Annotated in this window: 19 protein-coding genes; all 19 read left to right on the top strand. The window is 34.9% G+C overall.

What is annotated here, in order from left to right; translation table 11 throughout:
- The first annotated feature begins 69 nt into the window (after nt 1-69).
- The 19 genes from MKX65_RS19655 (at nt 70) to MKX65_RS19565 (ending at nt 15,541) form a co-directional block, all read left to right on the top strand.
- Nucleotides 70-222, top strand: a complete 153-nt coding sequence (locus MKX65_RS19655; RefSeq protein ID WP_340905222.1) for a hypothetical protein — start codon at nt 70-72, stop codon at nt 220-222.
- A gap of 10 nt (nt 223-232) precedes the next feature.
- Complete coding sequence (locus tag MKX65_RS19650) at nt 233-505, top strand: spore coat protein (protein WP_340905221.1); 273 nt, start codon at nt 233-235, stop codon at nt 503-505.
- Between the two features lie 14 nt (nt 506-519).
- The gene (locus MKX65_RS19645; protein ID WP_340905220.1) at nt 520-708 is read left to right on the top strand and encodes a hypothetical protein; all 189 of its coding nucleotides are present in this window, start codon (nt 520-522) and stop codon (nt 706-708) included.
- An 11-nt stretch (nt 709-719) separates the two neighbouring features.
- Nucleotides 720-1,019 (top strand): spore coat protein, encoded by a 300-nt coding sequence (locus MKX65_RS19640; protein ID WP_340905219.1) that lies wholly within the window; start codon nt 720-722, stop codon nt 1,017-1,019.
- A 108-nt stretch (nt 1,020-1,127) separates the two neighbouring features.
- Entirely contained in the window at nt 1,128-1,529 is a 402-nt protein-coding gene (locus MKX65_RS19635) for a hypothetical protein (RefSeq protein WP_340905218.1), read from the top strand.
- Between the two features lie 177 nt (nt 1,530-1,706).
- Nucleotides 1,707-2,327, top strand: a complete 621-nt coding sequence (locus MKX65_RS19630) for a GGDEF domain-containing protein (protein ID WP_340905216.1) — start codon at nt 1,707-1,709, stop codon at nt 2,325-2,327.
- A 187-nt stretch (nt 2,328-2,514) separates the two neighbouring features.
- Complete coding sequence (locus MKX65_RS19625; protein WP_340905215.1) at nt 2,515-3,561, top strand: glycosyltransferase family 2 protein; 1,047 nt, start codon at nt 2,515-2,517, stop codon at nt 3,559-3,561.
- A 216-nt stretch (nt 3,562-3,777) separates the two neighbouring features.
- On the top strand, nt 3,778-4,638 hold the full coding sequence (locus MKX65_RS19620) for an EamA family transporter (protein ID WP_340905214.1): 861 nt from the start codon (nt 3,778-3,780) through the stop codon (nt 4,636-4,638).
- 226 nt (nt 4,639-4,864) lie between these two features.
- On the top strand, nt 4,865-6,796 hold the full coding sequence (locus MKX65_RS19615) for an asparagine synthase-related protein (RefSeq protein WP_340905213.1): 1,932 nt from the start codon (nt 4,865-4,867) through the stop codon (nt 6,794-6,796).
- A gap of 5 nt (nt 6,797-6,801) precedes the next feature.
- Complete coding sequence (locus MKX65_RS19610) at nt 6,802-6,957, top strand: paeninodin family lasso peptide (RefSeq protein ID WP_340905212.1); 156 nt, start codon at nt 6,802-6,804, stop codon at nt 6,955-6,957.
- 92 nt (nt 6,958-7,049) lie between these two features.
- The gene (locus tag MKX65_RS19605) at nt 7,050-7,964 is read left to right on the top strand and encodes an aldolase (protein ID WP_340905210.1); all 915 of its coding nucleotides are present in this window, start codon (nt 7,050-7,052) and stop codon (nt 7,962-7,964) included.
- 1 nt (nt 7,965) lies between these two features.
- Nucleotides 7,966-8,262, top strand: coding sequence for a lasso peptide biosynthesis PqqD family chaperone (locus MKX65_RS19600; RefSeq protein ID WP_340905207.1), 297 nt, complete (start codon nt 7,966-7,968; stop codon nt 8,260-8,262).
- 3 nt (nt 8,263-8,265) lie between these two features.
- The gene (locus tag MKX65_RS19595; protein ID WP_340905205.1) at nt 8,266-8,739 is read left to right on the top strand and encodes a lasso peptide biosynthesis B2 protein; all 474 of its coding nucleotides are present in this window, start codon (nt 8,266-8,268) and stop codon (nt 8,737-8,739) included.
- Entirely contained in the window at nt 8,729-9,904 is a 1,176-nt protein-coding gene (locus MKX65_RS19590) for a nucleotidyltransferase domain-containing protein (protein WP_340905203.1), read from the top strand. The genes MKX65_RS19595 and MKX65_RS19590 overlap by 11 nt, the downstream gene beginning before the upstream one ends.
- Before the next feature lie 13 nt (nt 9,905-9,917).
- The gene (locus tag MKX65_RS19585) at nt 9,918-11,714 is read left to right on the top strand and encodes an ABC transporter ATP-binding protein (RefSeq protein WP_340905201.1); all 1,797 of its coding nucleotides are present in this window, start codon (nt 9,918-9,920) and stop codon (nt 11,712-11,714) included.
- Nucleotides 11,715-11,901: 187 nt separating this feature from the next.
- Nucleotides 11,902-12,621 (top strand): YveK family protein, encoded by a 720-nt coding sequence (locus MKX65_RS19580; protein WP_340905199.1) that lies wholly within the window; start codon nt 11,902-11,904, stop codon nt 12,619-12,621.
- On the top strand, nt 12,611-13,276 hold the full coding sequence (locus MKX65_RS19575; RefSeq protein WP_340905197.1) for a CpsD/CapB family tyrosine-protein kinase: 666 nt from the start codon (nt 12,611-12,613) through the stop codon (nt 13,274-13,276). Before MKX65_RS19580 ends, MKX65_RS19575 begins: the two co-directional genes overlap by 11 nt.
- A gap of 261 nt (nt 13,277-13,537) precedes the next feature.
- Nucleotides 13,538-13,681 carry a hypothetical protein gene (locus MKX65_RS19570; RefSeq protein ID WP_157077395.1) on the top strand — a complete coding sequence of 48 codons (144 nt, stop codon included), beginning with the start codon at nt 13,538-13,540 and terminating at the stop codon, nt 13,679-13,681.
- A gap of 27 nt (nt 13,682-13,708) precedes the next feature.
- Complete coding sequence (locus MKX65_RS19565; RefSeq protein ID WP_340905195.1) at nt 13,709-15,541, top strand: polysaccharide biosynthesis protein; 1,833 nt, start codon at nt 13,709-13,711, stop codon at nt 15,539-15,541.

Raw genomic sequence — 15,541 nt, 5'->3', positions numbered from 1 at the left:
GAGGTAAATGGAGAGTCATGAATTGGGAATTCATGAAATTATTGACTTGAGAGAATTAAATGCTTTAAGGTGGCGTGTTTAGCAGAGGCAAAAGTTCGACTCGAACGAGTGGAAAATCCGGATTTAAGAGAATTAGTAGAAGAGAACATTCGGCTAGGAACATCCACGGTGAGCCAATTGAGAGCTATCTTAGCAAAAGCACAAACCAAAATGGACCAGTAGGAGGGATCGTATGGAGGTTAAACCTTTAAGCTTTTCAGACCATGTGATTGCCACAGACATGCTGTTTGAAACAACAGCATCGATAAAAGACCTCTCCATAGCGATTACAGAAGCTACATCTGATGAGGTACATACATTTATACGACAAGAATTACGAAGCGCCATCGCCTATCATGAAAGAATATATGGATTCCTTCAAGACAGAGGCATTTATGATGCGTACAACATTCCAGAGCAGTTAAAAAAGGACATTGCTTACGCAACAGAAGCTCTTGAACAATAAGAGGAGGTAAGGGCATGATAGACAATATCGGAATTCACGAAAGTCTTGAATTACACGAACTGTTAACATTTAAAAGCTTGTGTTTAACCAAATCAACGGTCATGCAAGCATTGGTGACTGACCCAGCTTTAAAGGAATTAATGCAAGAGGATGTAACAGCTTCATCCAGGCATATTGAAGATTTAAAAAGACATCTTACATAACGGAGGAAACGATGAACGGATTTATTGAAAAACTTACTGGCATGGCTCCATTAACGGATCAGGTCATTGCCACCGATTTATTAATGGCATCAAAAACAGCGGTAAGAAATTATTCACTTGCCATTACAGAAACCGCAACTCCAGAAATCAGGCAAACCTTAATCAACCAACTCGAGGATGCCATTGATGCTCATCGGAAAATTTCTAAATATATGATGGAAAAAGGATATTATCATCCGCAAGATACTCAAAGACAGCTTGAGCTGGACTTAAGAACGGCGGAAATTGCGATGTCTTTATCCAACGATTAAAAGGGAAGCTTGTGGGTATGTTCCACAAGCTTTTTTAAAAAGAAAACAATATATTTCATCACCCTTATTTTGTATACTAGGTAAATAGTACCGAAATGAGGTTGTGAAATGAAAACAAAAAATCCTCTCCTTACACCAGTCATCCCTGCTGAGAAGAAAGAATTATTAGAGAAACACCTTTTTAAAGAAAATATCCAGCGCTGTAAGCTATTCGCAAAAATTGTGATCTTATTTGAAGCGATCTTACTTGTAATGAATATGGCTGAGACTTTCGCAGTGAAGCAAGTATTAATAGATGGGAATACATATTTTGTTCTATACACCACTTTAGTCATAATGGCTAGTACGATGCTTTTGTTAATACGCTGCTTTGAGAGGCAAACTTCAAACTCAGTCAGTAAATGGGCAAAACCTGTGTTATTAAGTCTTGTTAGTCTGTTTTTAGTTTGGGGGGCAATTGTACACTGGTGGATCAAAGAGAGTACGGTCATGTCATGGCATTTGTCGTGAATTTTATGTGTGTATCGATTTTGTTTCATGCGTCAAATAAAATCATGCTTACCATATATACACCAGCGATTCTCGTTATAGGAGTGGGGTTGCCAATCGTACAACCTTCGAGTACCGTTGTCATGGGTCATTTTATTAATTTAACTGTGTTCTTTCTTCTGTTGGCTTGCTTCTCGAATGCTATATAGAAGTTATGCAACCAATTATATTAGTGAGCTACTATTAAAAGAATCCAACACTTCACTTGCTGAAAAAATAAAAGAAAATGAAAAGATGAATACCAAGCTAAAAGAGCTTTCAATGTTGGACGAGCTAACGGGCATATCGAATCGAAGAGGATTTCACCAGTACATTGAAAGTACATTGGCCCAATCACGTCAGGAAAGACGACTATCTATTTTCATGATGGATATCGATGCGTTCAAACCATATTACGATCATTACGGACATTTGCAAGGCGACAAAGTCATTCAAGCCGTTGGAAAAGTCTTAACAACGGTCGTTAATGCCCCATCAAGCATAGCTGCTAGGTTCGGAGGAGAAGAGTTTATTGTGGCTGTCTTTGATTTAGACGAGAAAGCAGTTCACAGGTTGGCTGAGGAGATTCGAAATTCTGTGGAAGAACTAAGGCTTGAACACGATTTCTCGCCTGTTGCCCAGGTTGTCACCGTGAGTATTGGGTATGTAACAAACACAATAATGGAAGAAAAGACTTTAAATCAACTGATTGAACAGGCAGATTTGTCTCTTTATCGAGCGAAAGAAATGGGGCGAAATCAAGTGGAAGGAGTTAAATGAAGAAATAGTAGGATATTCTTCCAAATTACTGATTAATATTAATTAGGCAAGTTGGATGGAAAACTAGCTATACATGATATAAGCTCACAATCATTAATAAGTATTTAATTGCCCTTTTAAAGTAGTTCTATTTATTTTATAATTAATTTGTTCTTATTAAAGAACTATAACTATTAAGGGGGAGCTTATGACGTATATAAGCGTGGTTGTTCCTGTTTATAATGCTGGAATTAAACTTCACAAATGTATCAAGTCTATTTTAAATCAAACTCACAGGGATTTTGAACTAATTTTGGTAAATGATGGTTCTACAGATACAAGTTTAGACATTTGCAAAATTTATGAGGAAAAGGATTCTAGAGTTAGAGTAATAAATAAAAAAAATGAAGGAAGTATTCTTACAAGAAAGACAGGTATAGATGCAGCTTTATACGATTACATTATGTTTGTAGATGCTGATGATTGGGTATCACAAAATATTATTGAGAGGATGATTAAGGAATTAATTGAAAGTAATGCAGATATTTGTGTTTGTAATATGTATAGTGTACTGGCAGGAGTAAAGAAAAAAGTTGAGAATACTTATTTGAACTCTAGTAAGTTGTATAAAGGTGAAGAAATATTTACACACCTAATTAGGGCTTATTTATGGGGACACCCATTCCCATCTTCTTTATGTGCAAAACTATATAAAAAAGAATTACTTTATACTAATGGCAAGTATCTAGAAAAAATAAAATTTTTAGGTGATGACCTATTTTACAATCTAGAAATACTTTTACAAACGAAAAGTGTAAAAGTTATTGACAGTCCACTATATTATTATCGAAGAGGTGGATTTACAAGTAAATACATGCCTTACTTGTTTCACGATACCATCAATTGTTATCAAATCCAAAAAGATGTTATAGAAAATTATTTTCAGAGTTCTAAACATCAAGAAATGAATGGAATTAGTGTGATGTTATTAAATACATTTAAAACATGCTTATATAATCTTTTCAATGGTAAATTGACTGAAAAGGATATCAGAACAACAATAATGTATTATTTAAATAGTATAGAACTATTAGAGAGTATTAATAACGAAAATTCTATAAGATATTTTGATCCGGATTATTTAAAGGCAATTGAAAATAAAGATATAGATTATCTTTATAAAATCGGAAAGCAAATATATCGTAAAAGGATACCAAGAAATATGGTACTGAAAGCTGCGTCCATCTTAGCATAAAGTGCCTATTAGCAAATTCTCTTTTCTTAATTCATGAATTGAACTAAGAACTAGTCAAAATGATACACTTTTCTCAATGCAAATGTGTAATGGATTTGTACGGAAAACAGTTTTAAATTGTAATCCTAAAACTGAGAAAATTACTTTAGTTCAACAAAATATAAAAATGGATTTCACTTCTAACAGAGGTGAAATAAACAAAAATGAGCTGATGAAATGAGTATTATTTTAGCCTTACTAGCTGCCTTATTTGCGGCATTAACCGCTATCTTAGCCAAAATCGGTATCGAAAACGTAAACTCCAACCTGGCCACAGCTGTACGAACAGTAGTCGTACTAATTATGGCATTTGTTATGGTTGTCATCACCAAGCAAACAGACGCTTTGTTTGAGGTGTCCGGAGTAGCACTGTTTTACCTTGTTCTGTCCGGGCTAACAACAGGACTATCCTGGCTTTGCTTTTTCAAAGCGATTCAAATTGGTGATGTATCCAAGGTTGTTCCCATTGATAAAGCAAGTGTCGTGTTAACGATTATTCTTTCGTTCATTGTTCTCCAAGAGCCAGCGACTACTTTTGTCGTGGCAGGAGGAGTGATTATCTCTGTTGGGACCTTTGTGTTAATTGGCAGAAATAAAGAAAAGAAAAAAGTTCGAGTAGGTCAATCGTATATTTGGTTGGCGGTGCTTTCAGCCATCTTTGCATCTTTGACAAATATTTTAGCAAAGATCGGAATCGAGGATGTGGACTCCAACGTAGCGACCTTTATCCGAACCGTAGTTATCATTTTGTTTGCATGGGGAATTGTCTCCTTTCAAAAGACGGGTGGTCAGTTAAAAGAGATTTCAAAACGATCGTACCTATTCTTGATTTTATCTGGAGCAGCAACAGGTTTCTCCTGGCTTTGTTATTTTGCAGCACTTGCCTTCGGGAAGGTCAGTGTGGTTACTCCGATTGATAAGTTCAGTGTGGTAATCACGATGGTGCTAAGCTTTTTTATTTTAAAAGAAAAGCCTACGAAAAATACGATTGTAGGGGCGGTATTGATTACAATTGGTACGGCGTTGTTGATTATTTAGGCATTCATTTGTGAATGTCTATTTATTTTTTGTAAATATAAAAAAAGTAGATTGACTAAAGGAGTGGAAGGTGTTATTTTTAGTTTATAAAACTGGTTCTTAATAAAGAACTAATCGGAACTTACTCAAAGAAAAATCAACTAATAAATTTTTTTTGGATTAAATGTTCTCTACTGAGAACATAGTGGTATACATAAATACAGATTGGTTGGAATCAGGAGGAAATATGAGCGCGATTGCTGGAATCTTAAACCTTAACGGGGAACCCGTCTCAATTGAACAAAGCACTGGCATGATGAAAGCTCTAGAAAAATTTCCTGCCAATGACATACAAACCTGGCATAAAGATAACCTATTCCTCGGCTGCCATGCTCAATGGATCACACCAGAATCCATTGGCGAACAACTACCATTCTATGACTATGAAAGACGTCTGGCTATTACAGCAGATGCAATCATCGACAATCGAGAAGAGCTATTTCAGCTTTTGCAGATTGATAGAGAAGATCAGAAAAAGATCACTGATAGTCAGCTAATTCTACTTGCTTATCATAAGTGGGGTGAGGAGTCTCCTAAGTTTTTAGTTGGAGATTTTGCTTATGTGATATGGGATGAGAAAGAGCAGAAATTATTTGGAGCTCGAGATTTTTCTGGTAGTCGAACGCTTTATTACTTTAAAGATGGGCAGAGGTTTTTGTTTTGTACGGTTATGAAGCCGATTCTGGGATTGCAAAATGTAAAAATGGAACTTAACGAACAATGGTTAGCTGAATATCTAGCAATTATAGGGATGGTCGATGTGGCCAGCGCTTCACAAACAGTTTATCAGAACATTTATCAAATTCCTCCATCACACAGTATTACTATTAAGAATAACGCGACAAAACAAAGAAGATACACAAAATTTGACTTTAATACTATCAAACTCAAATCAACTGATGATTATATTGAGGCCTTCCGTGATGTTTTTCAGGAAGCTATTCGTTCAAGATTAAGAACCCACTTAAATGTAGGAGCTCAGCTTAGTGGTGGGCTTGACTCAGGATCGATTGTAGCCTTTGGAAGGAAGCTCCTGAGTAAGGATAAACCTTTATATGCATTTAGTTATATACCTCCAAGTGATTTTGAGGACTTTACTCCAAGGCACCTACTACCTGATGAAAGGCCGCTAATAAAAAAGACTGTTAATTATGTTGGAGGAATAAAGGAACATTATCTTGATTTTAGTGGTAGGGACTCGTATTCAGAAATTAGTAGTTTCCTAGATGTAATGGAGATGCCCTACAAGTTTTTTGAGAATTCATTTTGGCTCAAAGGGATGTATGAAAAAGCCAGTGAGGAGAATGTAGGCATTCTTTTAAATGGTGGAAGAGGAAATATATCCATTTCATGGGGGACTGCTTTAGATTATTACGCATTATTATTAAAGAAATTTAGGCTAATTAAACTTTTTCAGGAACTGAATCAATTCAGTCAAAAAGTCGGTGGAAGTAGATATCGTCGCATCCCATCTATAGCTAAAATGGCATTTCCTGCTCTCGATAAATCAAATGAGGAAGATATTATTTCTATTATTAATCCGGAATTTGCAAAGAAAACAAAGGTGTATGAAAGATTATGGGACTATGGAATTGATAAATCAGGCTGGTTGTCTTCTCAAGATATTTTTCATAATAGAAGACGTCATTTTGAGGATGTCTTTCATTGGAATGCAAGTAATACGTTAGCATGCAAACTCTCGCTACCCTACTCGGTTTGGAAGAGGGACCCAACCAATGATTCACGTGTTATTCAGTTTTGCCTTTCGGTACCGGAGGATGAATATGTGCAAAACGGGATAGATCGGGCACTAATACGTAATGCAACAGAAGGGTATTTACCAGATAGTATTCGATTAAATCAAAGTGTTCGTGGTGTTCAAGGGGCAGACTGGGTCCACCGAATGATACCCTTTTGGGATTCTCTAATAAGGGAAGTACAGGAATTTTCTAAAGATGGTACATTATTATCATTTGTAAATTCAGATGTCATTCAAAGAGGATTCAACAAAATAAAGGATAATGTAAAACCCGAAGATGCAATAGATATGGATTACAAGATTATCATGAGAATCCTAGTTGTTTACCGTTTTATGAAAAATTTTACTGAAGGGAGGTGACAAGTATGAAAAAAGCATGGAATGCTCCAGTTTTAGAAGTTTTAGATGTAAAGATGACAATGGCTTCAACTGTTTATGGGCCTTATACAGATGAGGCTTATGTTCCAGGGAAAGAAGTAGATAAGGACGATCCAGGTACATGGAAACGTTTTACTAGCTAAAAAAGATTAGTAGATTTAAGTGCCCTTATACATGTAACTATACATACGTATAAGGGCTTAAATTAAGTTCTAGTTAGTATGGAGTGAATAGTATGTTAATTACTAAACAAGAATTCTATTATTGGGCATTCGGGCTTTATATTAAGAGTAATATTCAGATGGAAGAGCTACCTCGCTTACAAGAATTAACAAATCTTGACCTCGAAATTAACATAAAAAAAGTACAAAGTTTAACGATTAGTTCATCCGAATATGAGTTTATTAACGATGGTGATACTGTGATATTCCATGTCCCAGAAGTAGTTACTTTCTATATGGATTATGGGAAAACAATAAATGCCGAGTGTCTTCAATCATCAGATATGCAACTTATTAAATTATATATCCTAGGTACTTGTATGGGAATTATTCTATTACAAAGAGAGATACTTCCACTACATGGAAGTTTAATAGAGATTAATGGTAAAGCCTATGCATTTGTAGGTCATTCAGGAGCAGGAAAATCCACTTTGGCTTCATCATTTATTAATCAGGGATATAAATTAGTTAGCGACGACCTAATAGCTGTAACATTAAAAGATGGGCAGCCTTGGGTGGTACCCTCTTATCCTCAACAAAAATTATGGCAGGAAAGCTTGAATATATTTGGAATGGAACGAAGTGGCTATGATTCAATATACGGACGTGAGGAAAAGTATTGTATACCGATAAATTCACACTTTTATTCTGAACCTCTACCTCTAGGTGGAATATTTGAATTAGTAAAAGCTGACCAAACCGCTGTAGAGATTCGATCTATTCCGAGTCTAAACAGGTTCCATTTACTTTTTACCCATACTTATAGAAATTTCCTCCTTCATAAGCTTAATATAATGGATTGGCATTTTTCTCTTTCTACTGAAATTATTCCAAATATTATTACATATCAAATACAGCGTCCAATAGTAGGAGTTACAGTGGGGGAAATAACAGAGCTTATTTTAAAAACAATTAAAAGTGGGGAATAATATGAAAATACTTAATAATATCACAATTGACAGTACTATTTCACAAGTTCCAGGAAATGTTGTAAGTAATATGAATGGTGAAGTTGTTATGCTGAATATTGACAATGGTAAATACTATAATCTGGGTGAAATTGGTGGGATTATTTGGAAGAAAATAGGAAGTTCCATTACTTTACATAAATTGGTTTCGGATCTTCTAGAAGAGTTTGACATATCAAAAAATGAATGTGAACAACATGTTCTAGAGTTTATTGGTTCACTCCAAGCAGAGAACTTAGTTACTGTAAAGCAAGGGTAAAATATGATTTCAAACAAAATTAAAATATTTTCTTCACTAAGTTTATCAAAACAACTGCTTTTGTTAGAGGCTCTTATTATGTTGGGCTGGGCAAGATGTATGAAATTAATAAGGTTTAGAAAGTTAACCAGTATATTAAATCTAGAGGTTGCTGAAACAGGTTTTCAATCAAATGATTATAATAAATTAACCATATCCAAAGTATCTGAAGCTATCGAAATTATGAGTCGGCATACTTTATGGGAAAGTATGTGTTTAGTACGTGCCTTAGCAGCGATGAAAATGCTTGAGAGAAGAAAGATTTATTCTACTTTGTATTTAGGAACAGGAAAGAGTGAGTACGGGGAACTCATTGCTCATGCATGGTTAAGAAGCGGTAGTGACATAGTAACTGGTGGGGAAGAAATGAACGATTTTACTGTAGTTGGGGCATTCTCTAAAATAAATCATGCAGTAGGGGATATTGATGGAAGTTAAAAAACTCAACCTTTCGGGGATTTCAAAGGAACTTATTTTTTTACTTAATATAATAAGTGATAACAAGAAAAAAGAAATTAATGATTATGGTGTTCCCTCAGAAATGGATTGGGAGCTCTTTTTAGAACTAGCTATCCACCACCGATTATATCCCAATCTTGCTGTTAGACTTCGTTCATTATGTATCCCAAGTATTCCTAAAAACATTGTTAACAAAGTAAATCAATATTTCGAGTATAATACGTTTCTTATGCTCCAATATAGCTCAGAAATGTCACATATAAGTTCATTATTTAGCGAGAATGGGATCAGGTCCTTATTCTTAAAAGGGCCTATATTAGCAAAAGAGTTGTATGGTGATATTTCATTAAGAACATCAAGTGATTTAGATTTATTAGTTGAATTAAAGGACTTAAGTAAAGTAGATAAGTTATTAACAGAGAAGGGCTATGTAAAAGATGAGTATATTCAGAGTATACTAAGTGATTGGAAATGGAGACATCATCACTTTACCTATATAAATCCTATAAACAATATAAAGATAGAGATTCACTGGAGGCTAAACCCAGGTCCAGGAAGAGAACCATCTTTTAATTATCTTTGGTCTAGAAAGGAAACTAGCCTATACACCGGTAAGCCTATTCACTACCTGGGACATGTCGATTTATTCTATTTTTTAGTAACACATGGAGCGCGACATGGATGGTCAAGACTAAGATGGCTAGTTGATATCCATCAGTTAATACAAAAAAATGTTAGTTGTTCATTAATATGGGATACCTTAAAAAAATACCATGTAGAATCAATCGGAAAGCAAGCGATACTATTGTCAAGAGAAATACTAGGTACTAAGCTTTCGAAAGAGTGGGTACATTATTTAGATGAACAATCTACCAAACTAGCACAAGAGGCAGTGTTTTATTTAGAAAGAATGGTAAATCTTCATAATGAACCTTTACCAGAAGAAATTGCATGTTATCATAAACGGCACCTGGTAGCATTAATGTCAAATTATCATAAGATACTCTTTGGTTTAAGTACGCTATATCCTTACCCAGAAGATGCTACAACACTACCTTTGCCTAGATACTTTCATTTTTTATATTTCCCTCTAAGACCTTTTATTTGGTTATGGAGGAAGACAACTAAACATGCTTTTTCCTAAACGGAGGATTTAAATGAAGTTCTTAATCTATTATTTAAAGAAATTACATCAATACTCGGGGTTGATCCTTTATTTAAATTTAGTTGCAATGATTTTTCTTTCTTTAATTGAAGGTGTGGGATTACTATTATTAATTCCTCTGATTAATTTTAGTGGTATTCTTAACATTAATATGACAGGAGATACAAAACTTAGCTTTATATATTCGTTTTTTAATACATTCTCAGTTGAAGCTGGACTATTAATTATTTTGACGATTTACTTAGTTTTAATGCTAAGTCAGGGAGTATTCCAAAGAAATCAGCAAATTCTAAACACTAAAATACAACAAGGATTCAGCAGACATGTCAGAGAAGAAACATATCAGTTGTTACTTCAAGCAAAATGGAGTTTTTTTATAAAGAAAAGAAGATCCGATATTATTAATATAATGACAACTGAGATTGGTAGGGTTACTGGTGGAGTTCAATTGTTCTTGCAGTTTGTTACTTCTCTAGTTTTCACTTGTATACAAATTGGTTTATCTTTATACCTATCTTTTAGTATGACTCTATTTGTCCTGTTTTTTGGTTTTTTATTAGTGTTAAGTTCTAGAGGATTAGTAAAAAAGTCAAATGACTTAGGAAAAAATACTGTTCAACTCTCAAAAAAGTTTTTAGGTGGGATGACAGATCATTTTAGTGGGATAAAGGATATAAAAAGCAATACATTGGAAGGAATTCACATAAAGTGGTTTAAAGACTTAAATCACGAAATGGAAGAAAATATGATAGGACTTGTGAAGGTTCGATCAACTTCACAATTAATATATAAGATTGTATCAGCAATTCTTTTATCTATTTTTGTATATTTTTCTATCCGTTTCTTTCATTCTCAACCAACTGAATTAATGGTTATTTTGCTAATATTTTCAAGGTTATGGCCTAGGTTATCTGCCATTCAAGCTAGCCTTGAACAAATTTGGACACTGCTTCCATCTTTCTATGCTTTGGGAGATTTACAATCCGAATGCAAGAATGCTAAAGAATTAGACAATGAGATTTATAAGAAAATTAATCCGATAAGTGTAGATGGATGTATTTCTTTAAAAAATGTTTCTTTTAGCTATGATAATGGAAAAAGTTTTGCTTTATCGGACATAAATGTTGAATTTACAGTGAACCAAACGACAGCTATAGTAGGACCTTCTGGAGCTGGAAAGAGTACTCTTATAGACTTACTTATGGGACTTAATCAACCAGATAATGGAGAGGTACATATCAATGGTAAAAAAATTGATAAAGGTGATCTTTTACCATTAAGAAAAGCAATAAGCTATGTCCCTCAAGATCCCTATTTATTTAATGGAAGTATTAAGGATAATTTATTACTAGTCAAATCAGATGCCTCAGATGATGAAATCTGGGAAGCTTTACAGTTTGCTTCAGCTGATGAATTTGTAAAAAGACTTCCTAACGGTTTCGACACCATTATTGGTGATCGAGGAATACGACTCTCAGGTGGGGAAAGGCAAAGAATTGTTTTAGCTAGAGCAATAATTAGAAAACCAGCACTTCTTGTGCTTGATGAAGCAACTAGTGCTCTAGATACAAAAAATGAGAGAATCATTCAAGATTCACTTGATAAACTTAAAGGGAAAATGACAATTATAATCGTAGCCCATCGATTGTCTACAATCCGCAGTGCTAATCAAGTACTGGTATTGGATAAAGGAAGAATTATTCAAGCAGGAGGATTTCAACAATTAGCCAACGATAGACGAGGTCTATTTAGTACGCTATTGGGAAAACAACTGGAGGCAACTCCATAACAATAATTTACTTAAACTTAAGAAATAATAAACAAAATTTCATTGACTTGTTCTCTTTAAAGAACTAATATATTTATTATAAAGAATATTAGTTCAAAAAAGCAGATTCCAAAAAGGAAATCTATTTTTTTGAAGCAATTGTTCTTTATTTAGAACTATACAATACAAAGAGAACAAGGTGGTATGTATGGGGCGTTTTCAAAATGACCGACGCATGGCAAAGGAAATAAATTTAAAAGAAATACTCGGAATTTTAAAGAAACGTGCTTGGATCGGAATAACCATCACTATACTAGCAGCCCTTTTTGGATATTTTTACAGTTCTATCAACCAAACAACGCTGTTATATAGTTCATCTACTAATATTATTATTAATGCGGATGGAGGGCAACGAAAGACTCTTGAAGTGATCATTAAGGACAAAACGGTATTAGAGAAGGTAATTACACAACTTGGTATTGAAAGAACACCAGAATCTTTAGCTCAAAGTATACAAGTTGGAAGTATTGATGAGACGCAAGTAGTAAAAATCAGTGTCATTGATGTAAACCCTGAACTAGCTGCAGAAATTGCCAATACTACTGCGAGTGTCTTTATTCAAGAGATTCCAAATATTATGGATTTTGATGATGTTAGAGTACTATCTGATGCACAGGTAAATCCAATTCCTATTAATGAAAGTAATGAAAACAAGATATTGGGGGCCGCCATTATTGGAGGCATTGTCATAGGGATTGGCTTAATATTTTTAGTTGACTCGCTTGATGAATCGATTCGCTCAGAGCAGGAAGTGGAAGATCTTCTAGAAGTCCCTATTCTGGGGAGTGTGTCCGCAATGTCCAAAAAGAATATTAACAAAACCAAAAAGATAAACGTGAATAATCGAGGTGATTCTATTGGTATTTAGAAGTAGACGTAAGGAACTAACTAAGATTAAGAAAAGGAACTTAATTACCTACTCAAATCCTGAATCAATCATTTCTGAACAGTTTCGAACGATAAGAACGAATATTCACTTCCTAAATGAACATGAGAAAAACAATTTGCTAGTGGTTAGCTCTCCAGGGCGATCTGAAGGAAAATCAACCATTATTGCTAATACAGCTATTTCCATTGCTCAACAAAAAGAAAAGGTCCTTCTGATTGATGGAAACCTTAGAAATCCAAGCATTCATCAACTTTTTAAAGTGAGTAATGAGGTTGGATTGACAGATGTTTTAAGTGATAAAACACCTTTTTGTGAAGCAATTACAAAATGTAATATTGATAATCTAGATTTATTAACAAGTGGACCGATCCCTCTGGATCCCGCAGAGCTACTTGAATCTGAAAAAATGAAAGAATTGTTATCACATATTAAACCACTCTATGACCTTATTCTGGTTGATTCACCATCAGTACTTGAGGTTACAGACACCAAGGTACTAGCAAACTTGTGTGACGGAGTGATTCTAGTTGTACAAAAAGCAAAAACCAAATTGGAGGCAGCTTTAGAATCTAAGAAGGTTTTAGAATTTGCGAAGTCCCCTTTAGTTGGTGTAATTGTAAACCAAGTAAGCTAGTCTCTTTTTTTAACCTGTTTGTTCTTAATCAAGAATCATCTTGTTCACAATAGATCAATGTAAAAGGTGATGTCTCCTAACCTATATCAATGGAGGCACTCGGTTATGCTGTGGGTGGAAAACCTTAGACGCGAGTCGTCGATAGTGTGATGTGAGGTAGGGTTAGATGCCCTGTTTTATTAATAAAAAACTTAACTATACGCTTTTACACAGAAAAACGTATAGTTAAGTTTTTTATTTTATTCCTAAGGAGTTCGATCAGTGATGGGTAATATTGATAAGTTTCCGAAGTCACTAAAAAAGACGGTGAGGTACATAAAACAAGAGGCAACACGTGAGCAGCTAGAAGAAATTAGAAAAATCATTGACTATGCCATTCAACGAAGAAATGTGACATTAGACTAAATAGTAAGACGAATAGGGGGGATAAAATTGTCTTATAAGAAACGATTGTCATTATTTATATTAATTGATTCCTTCATTGTATTAACAGCCATCTTCTTTGGGTTCTTCCTTACGAATGCAAGTACTGGTGTCATCACATCTCCAATTGTATTAAGCTCATTAGCTATCGTACTTAGTCATCATGTCTATTCATTGCTTTTGCATGTTTATAAAAAAGCATGGGAATATGCAAGTGTAGGTGAAATGATCATCATATGTAAAGTGGTGACGTTGTCTATACTGACAGCAGCACTTACTCAACAAATTATGCTTGGTGAAATCTTCTTCCGACTTTTGGCTGTTACATGGCTTCTTCATATGTCCATGATTGGTGGCTCAAGATTTTGTTGGAGAATGTATCGAGATAACTATTTGCATTCCTCTAAAGAAAGAAAGAGAGCATTAATTATTGGTGCAGGTTCTGCAGGAACTATGGTGGCAAGACAGTTACTAAGAAGTAGTGATTCCGTATTACAACCAGTTGCATTTATAGATGATGATCTTAACAAACATCAATTAGATATCCTTGGGCTACCTGTAGTGGGAAGTATCGACCAAATTACTCATACAGTCGATTCACTAGGAATAGATAACATCATAATTGCCATTCCTTCTTTAGGAAGAAAAGAATTGAACATCATTTTTCAAGAATGTGCGAAAACAAAGGCGAAAACACAAATTCTTCCGATGTTAGAGGATATTGTAACCGGAAGAGTTTCAGTTAATGGTATTCGGGATGTTGAGGTAGAGGACTTACTAGGTCGTAGTCCTGTTGTTCTAGATATGGATCGTATCTCGGAATATGTTACTGATCGGGTCGTATTAGTAACTGGAGCAGGAGGTTCCATTGGATCAGAGTTGTGTAGACAGATATCATTGTTCTCACCAAAGAAACTTGTATTGCTTGGTCACGGTGAAAATAGTATTTACTCCATTGAACAAGAGCTAAAAGAAAAGTTTGGACACCTACCAATTGAGTATGTTACGGAAATTGCGGACTTACAGGACCCTAAGAAAATGATGAATGTGATGGGAACTCATCACCCCGCAGTGGTCTATCATGCAGCAGCTCATAAGCATGTTCCGTTAATGGAGCGAAATCCAGAAGAAGCAGTCAAAAATAATATTATAGGTACAAGAAATGTGGCGGAAGCAGCCAGTTGGCATGGGGTTGAAACCTTTGTCATGGTTTCAACAGATAAGGCTGTGAATCCAACCAGTGTTATGGGAGCAACGAAAAGACTTGCAGAAATGATCGTTCAAAACATGGATCAAAAAAGTAAGACGAAATTTGTTGCTGTTCGTTTTGGAAATGTACTTGGTAGTCGAGGCAGTGTTATTCCATTATTTAAAAAGCAGATAGCCAAAGGTGGACCAGTTACGGTCACTCATCCAGATATGATTCGATATTTCATGACTATTCCAGAAGCCTCTCGATTAGTCATTCAAGCAGGTGCACTAGCACGTGGAGGCGAAATCTTCGTATTAGATATGGGAGAACCCGTAAAAATTGTAGACTTGGCCAAGAATTTAATCAAGCTGTCAGGCTATACAATAGAAGAAATAGGAATTGAATTTACAGGAATCCGTCCTGGTGAGAAGTTGTTTGAGGAGCTATTAAAGGACGAAGAAGTACAGGAAAAACAAGTGTTTCCGAATATATATATAGGAAAACCGGCTACGCTTTTTCTCGAGGATATTGATAAGATTGTTCAAACCTTCCACACGATGGAGAAAGAAATGTTAAAAGAAGTGTTAATTAATCTAGCGAACAATAAGGTAAAGAGAAAGAAAGCAACTGTTGTATCTATTTCAGGGTAA

Source organism: Robertmurraya sp. FSL R5-0851, from assembly GCF_038002965.1.
In the GTDB taxonomy this organism is placed as follows: domain Bacteria; phylum Bacillota; class Bacilli; order Bacillales; family Cytobacillaceae; genus Robertmurraya_A; species Robertmurraya_A beringensis.
Note: the sequence above shows the minus strand (reverse complement) of the source record. Positions and strands in the feature narration are given on the sequence as shown.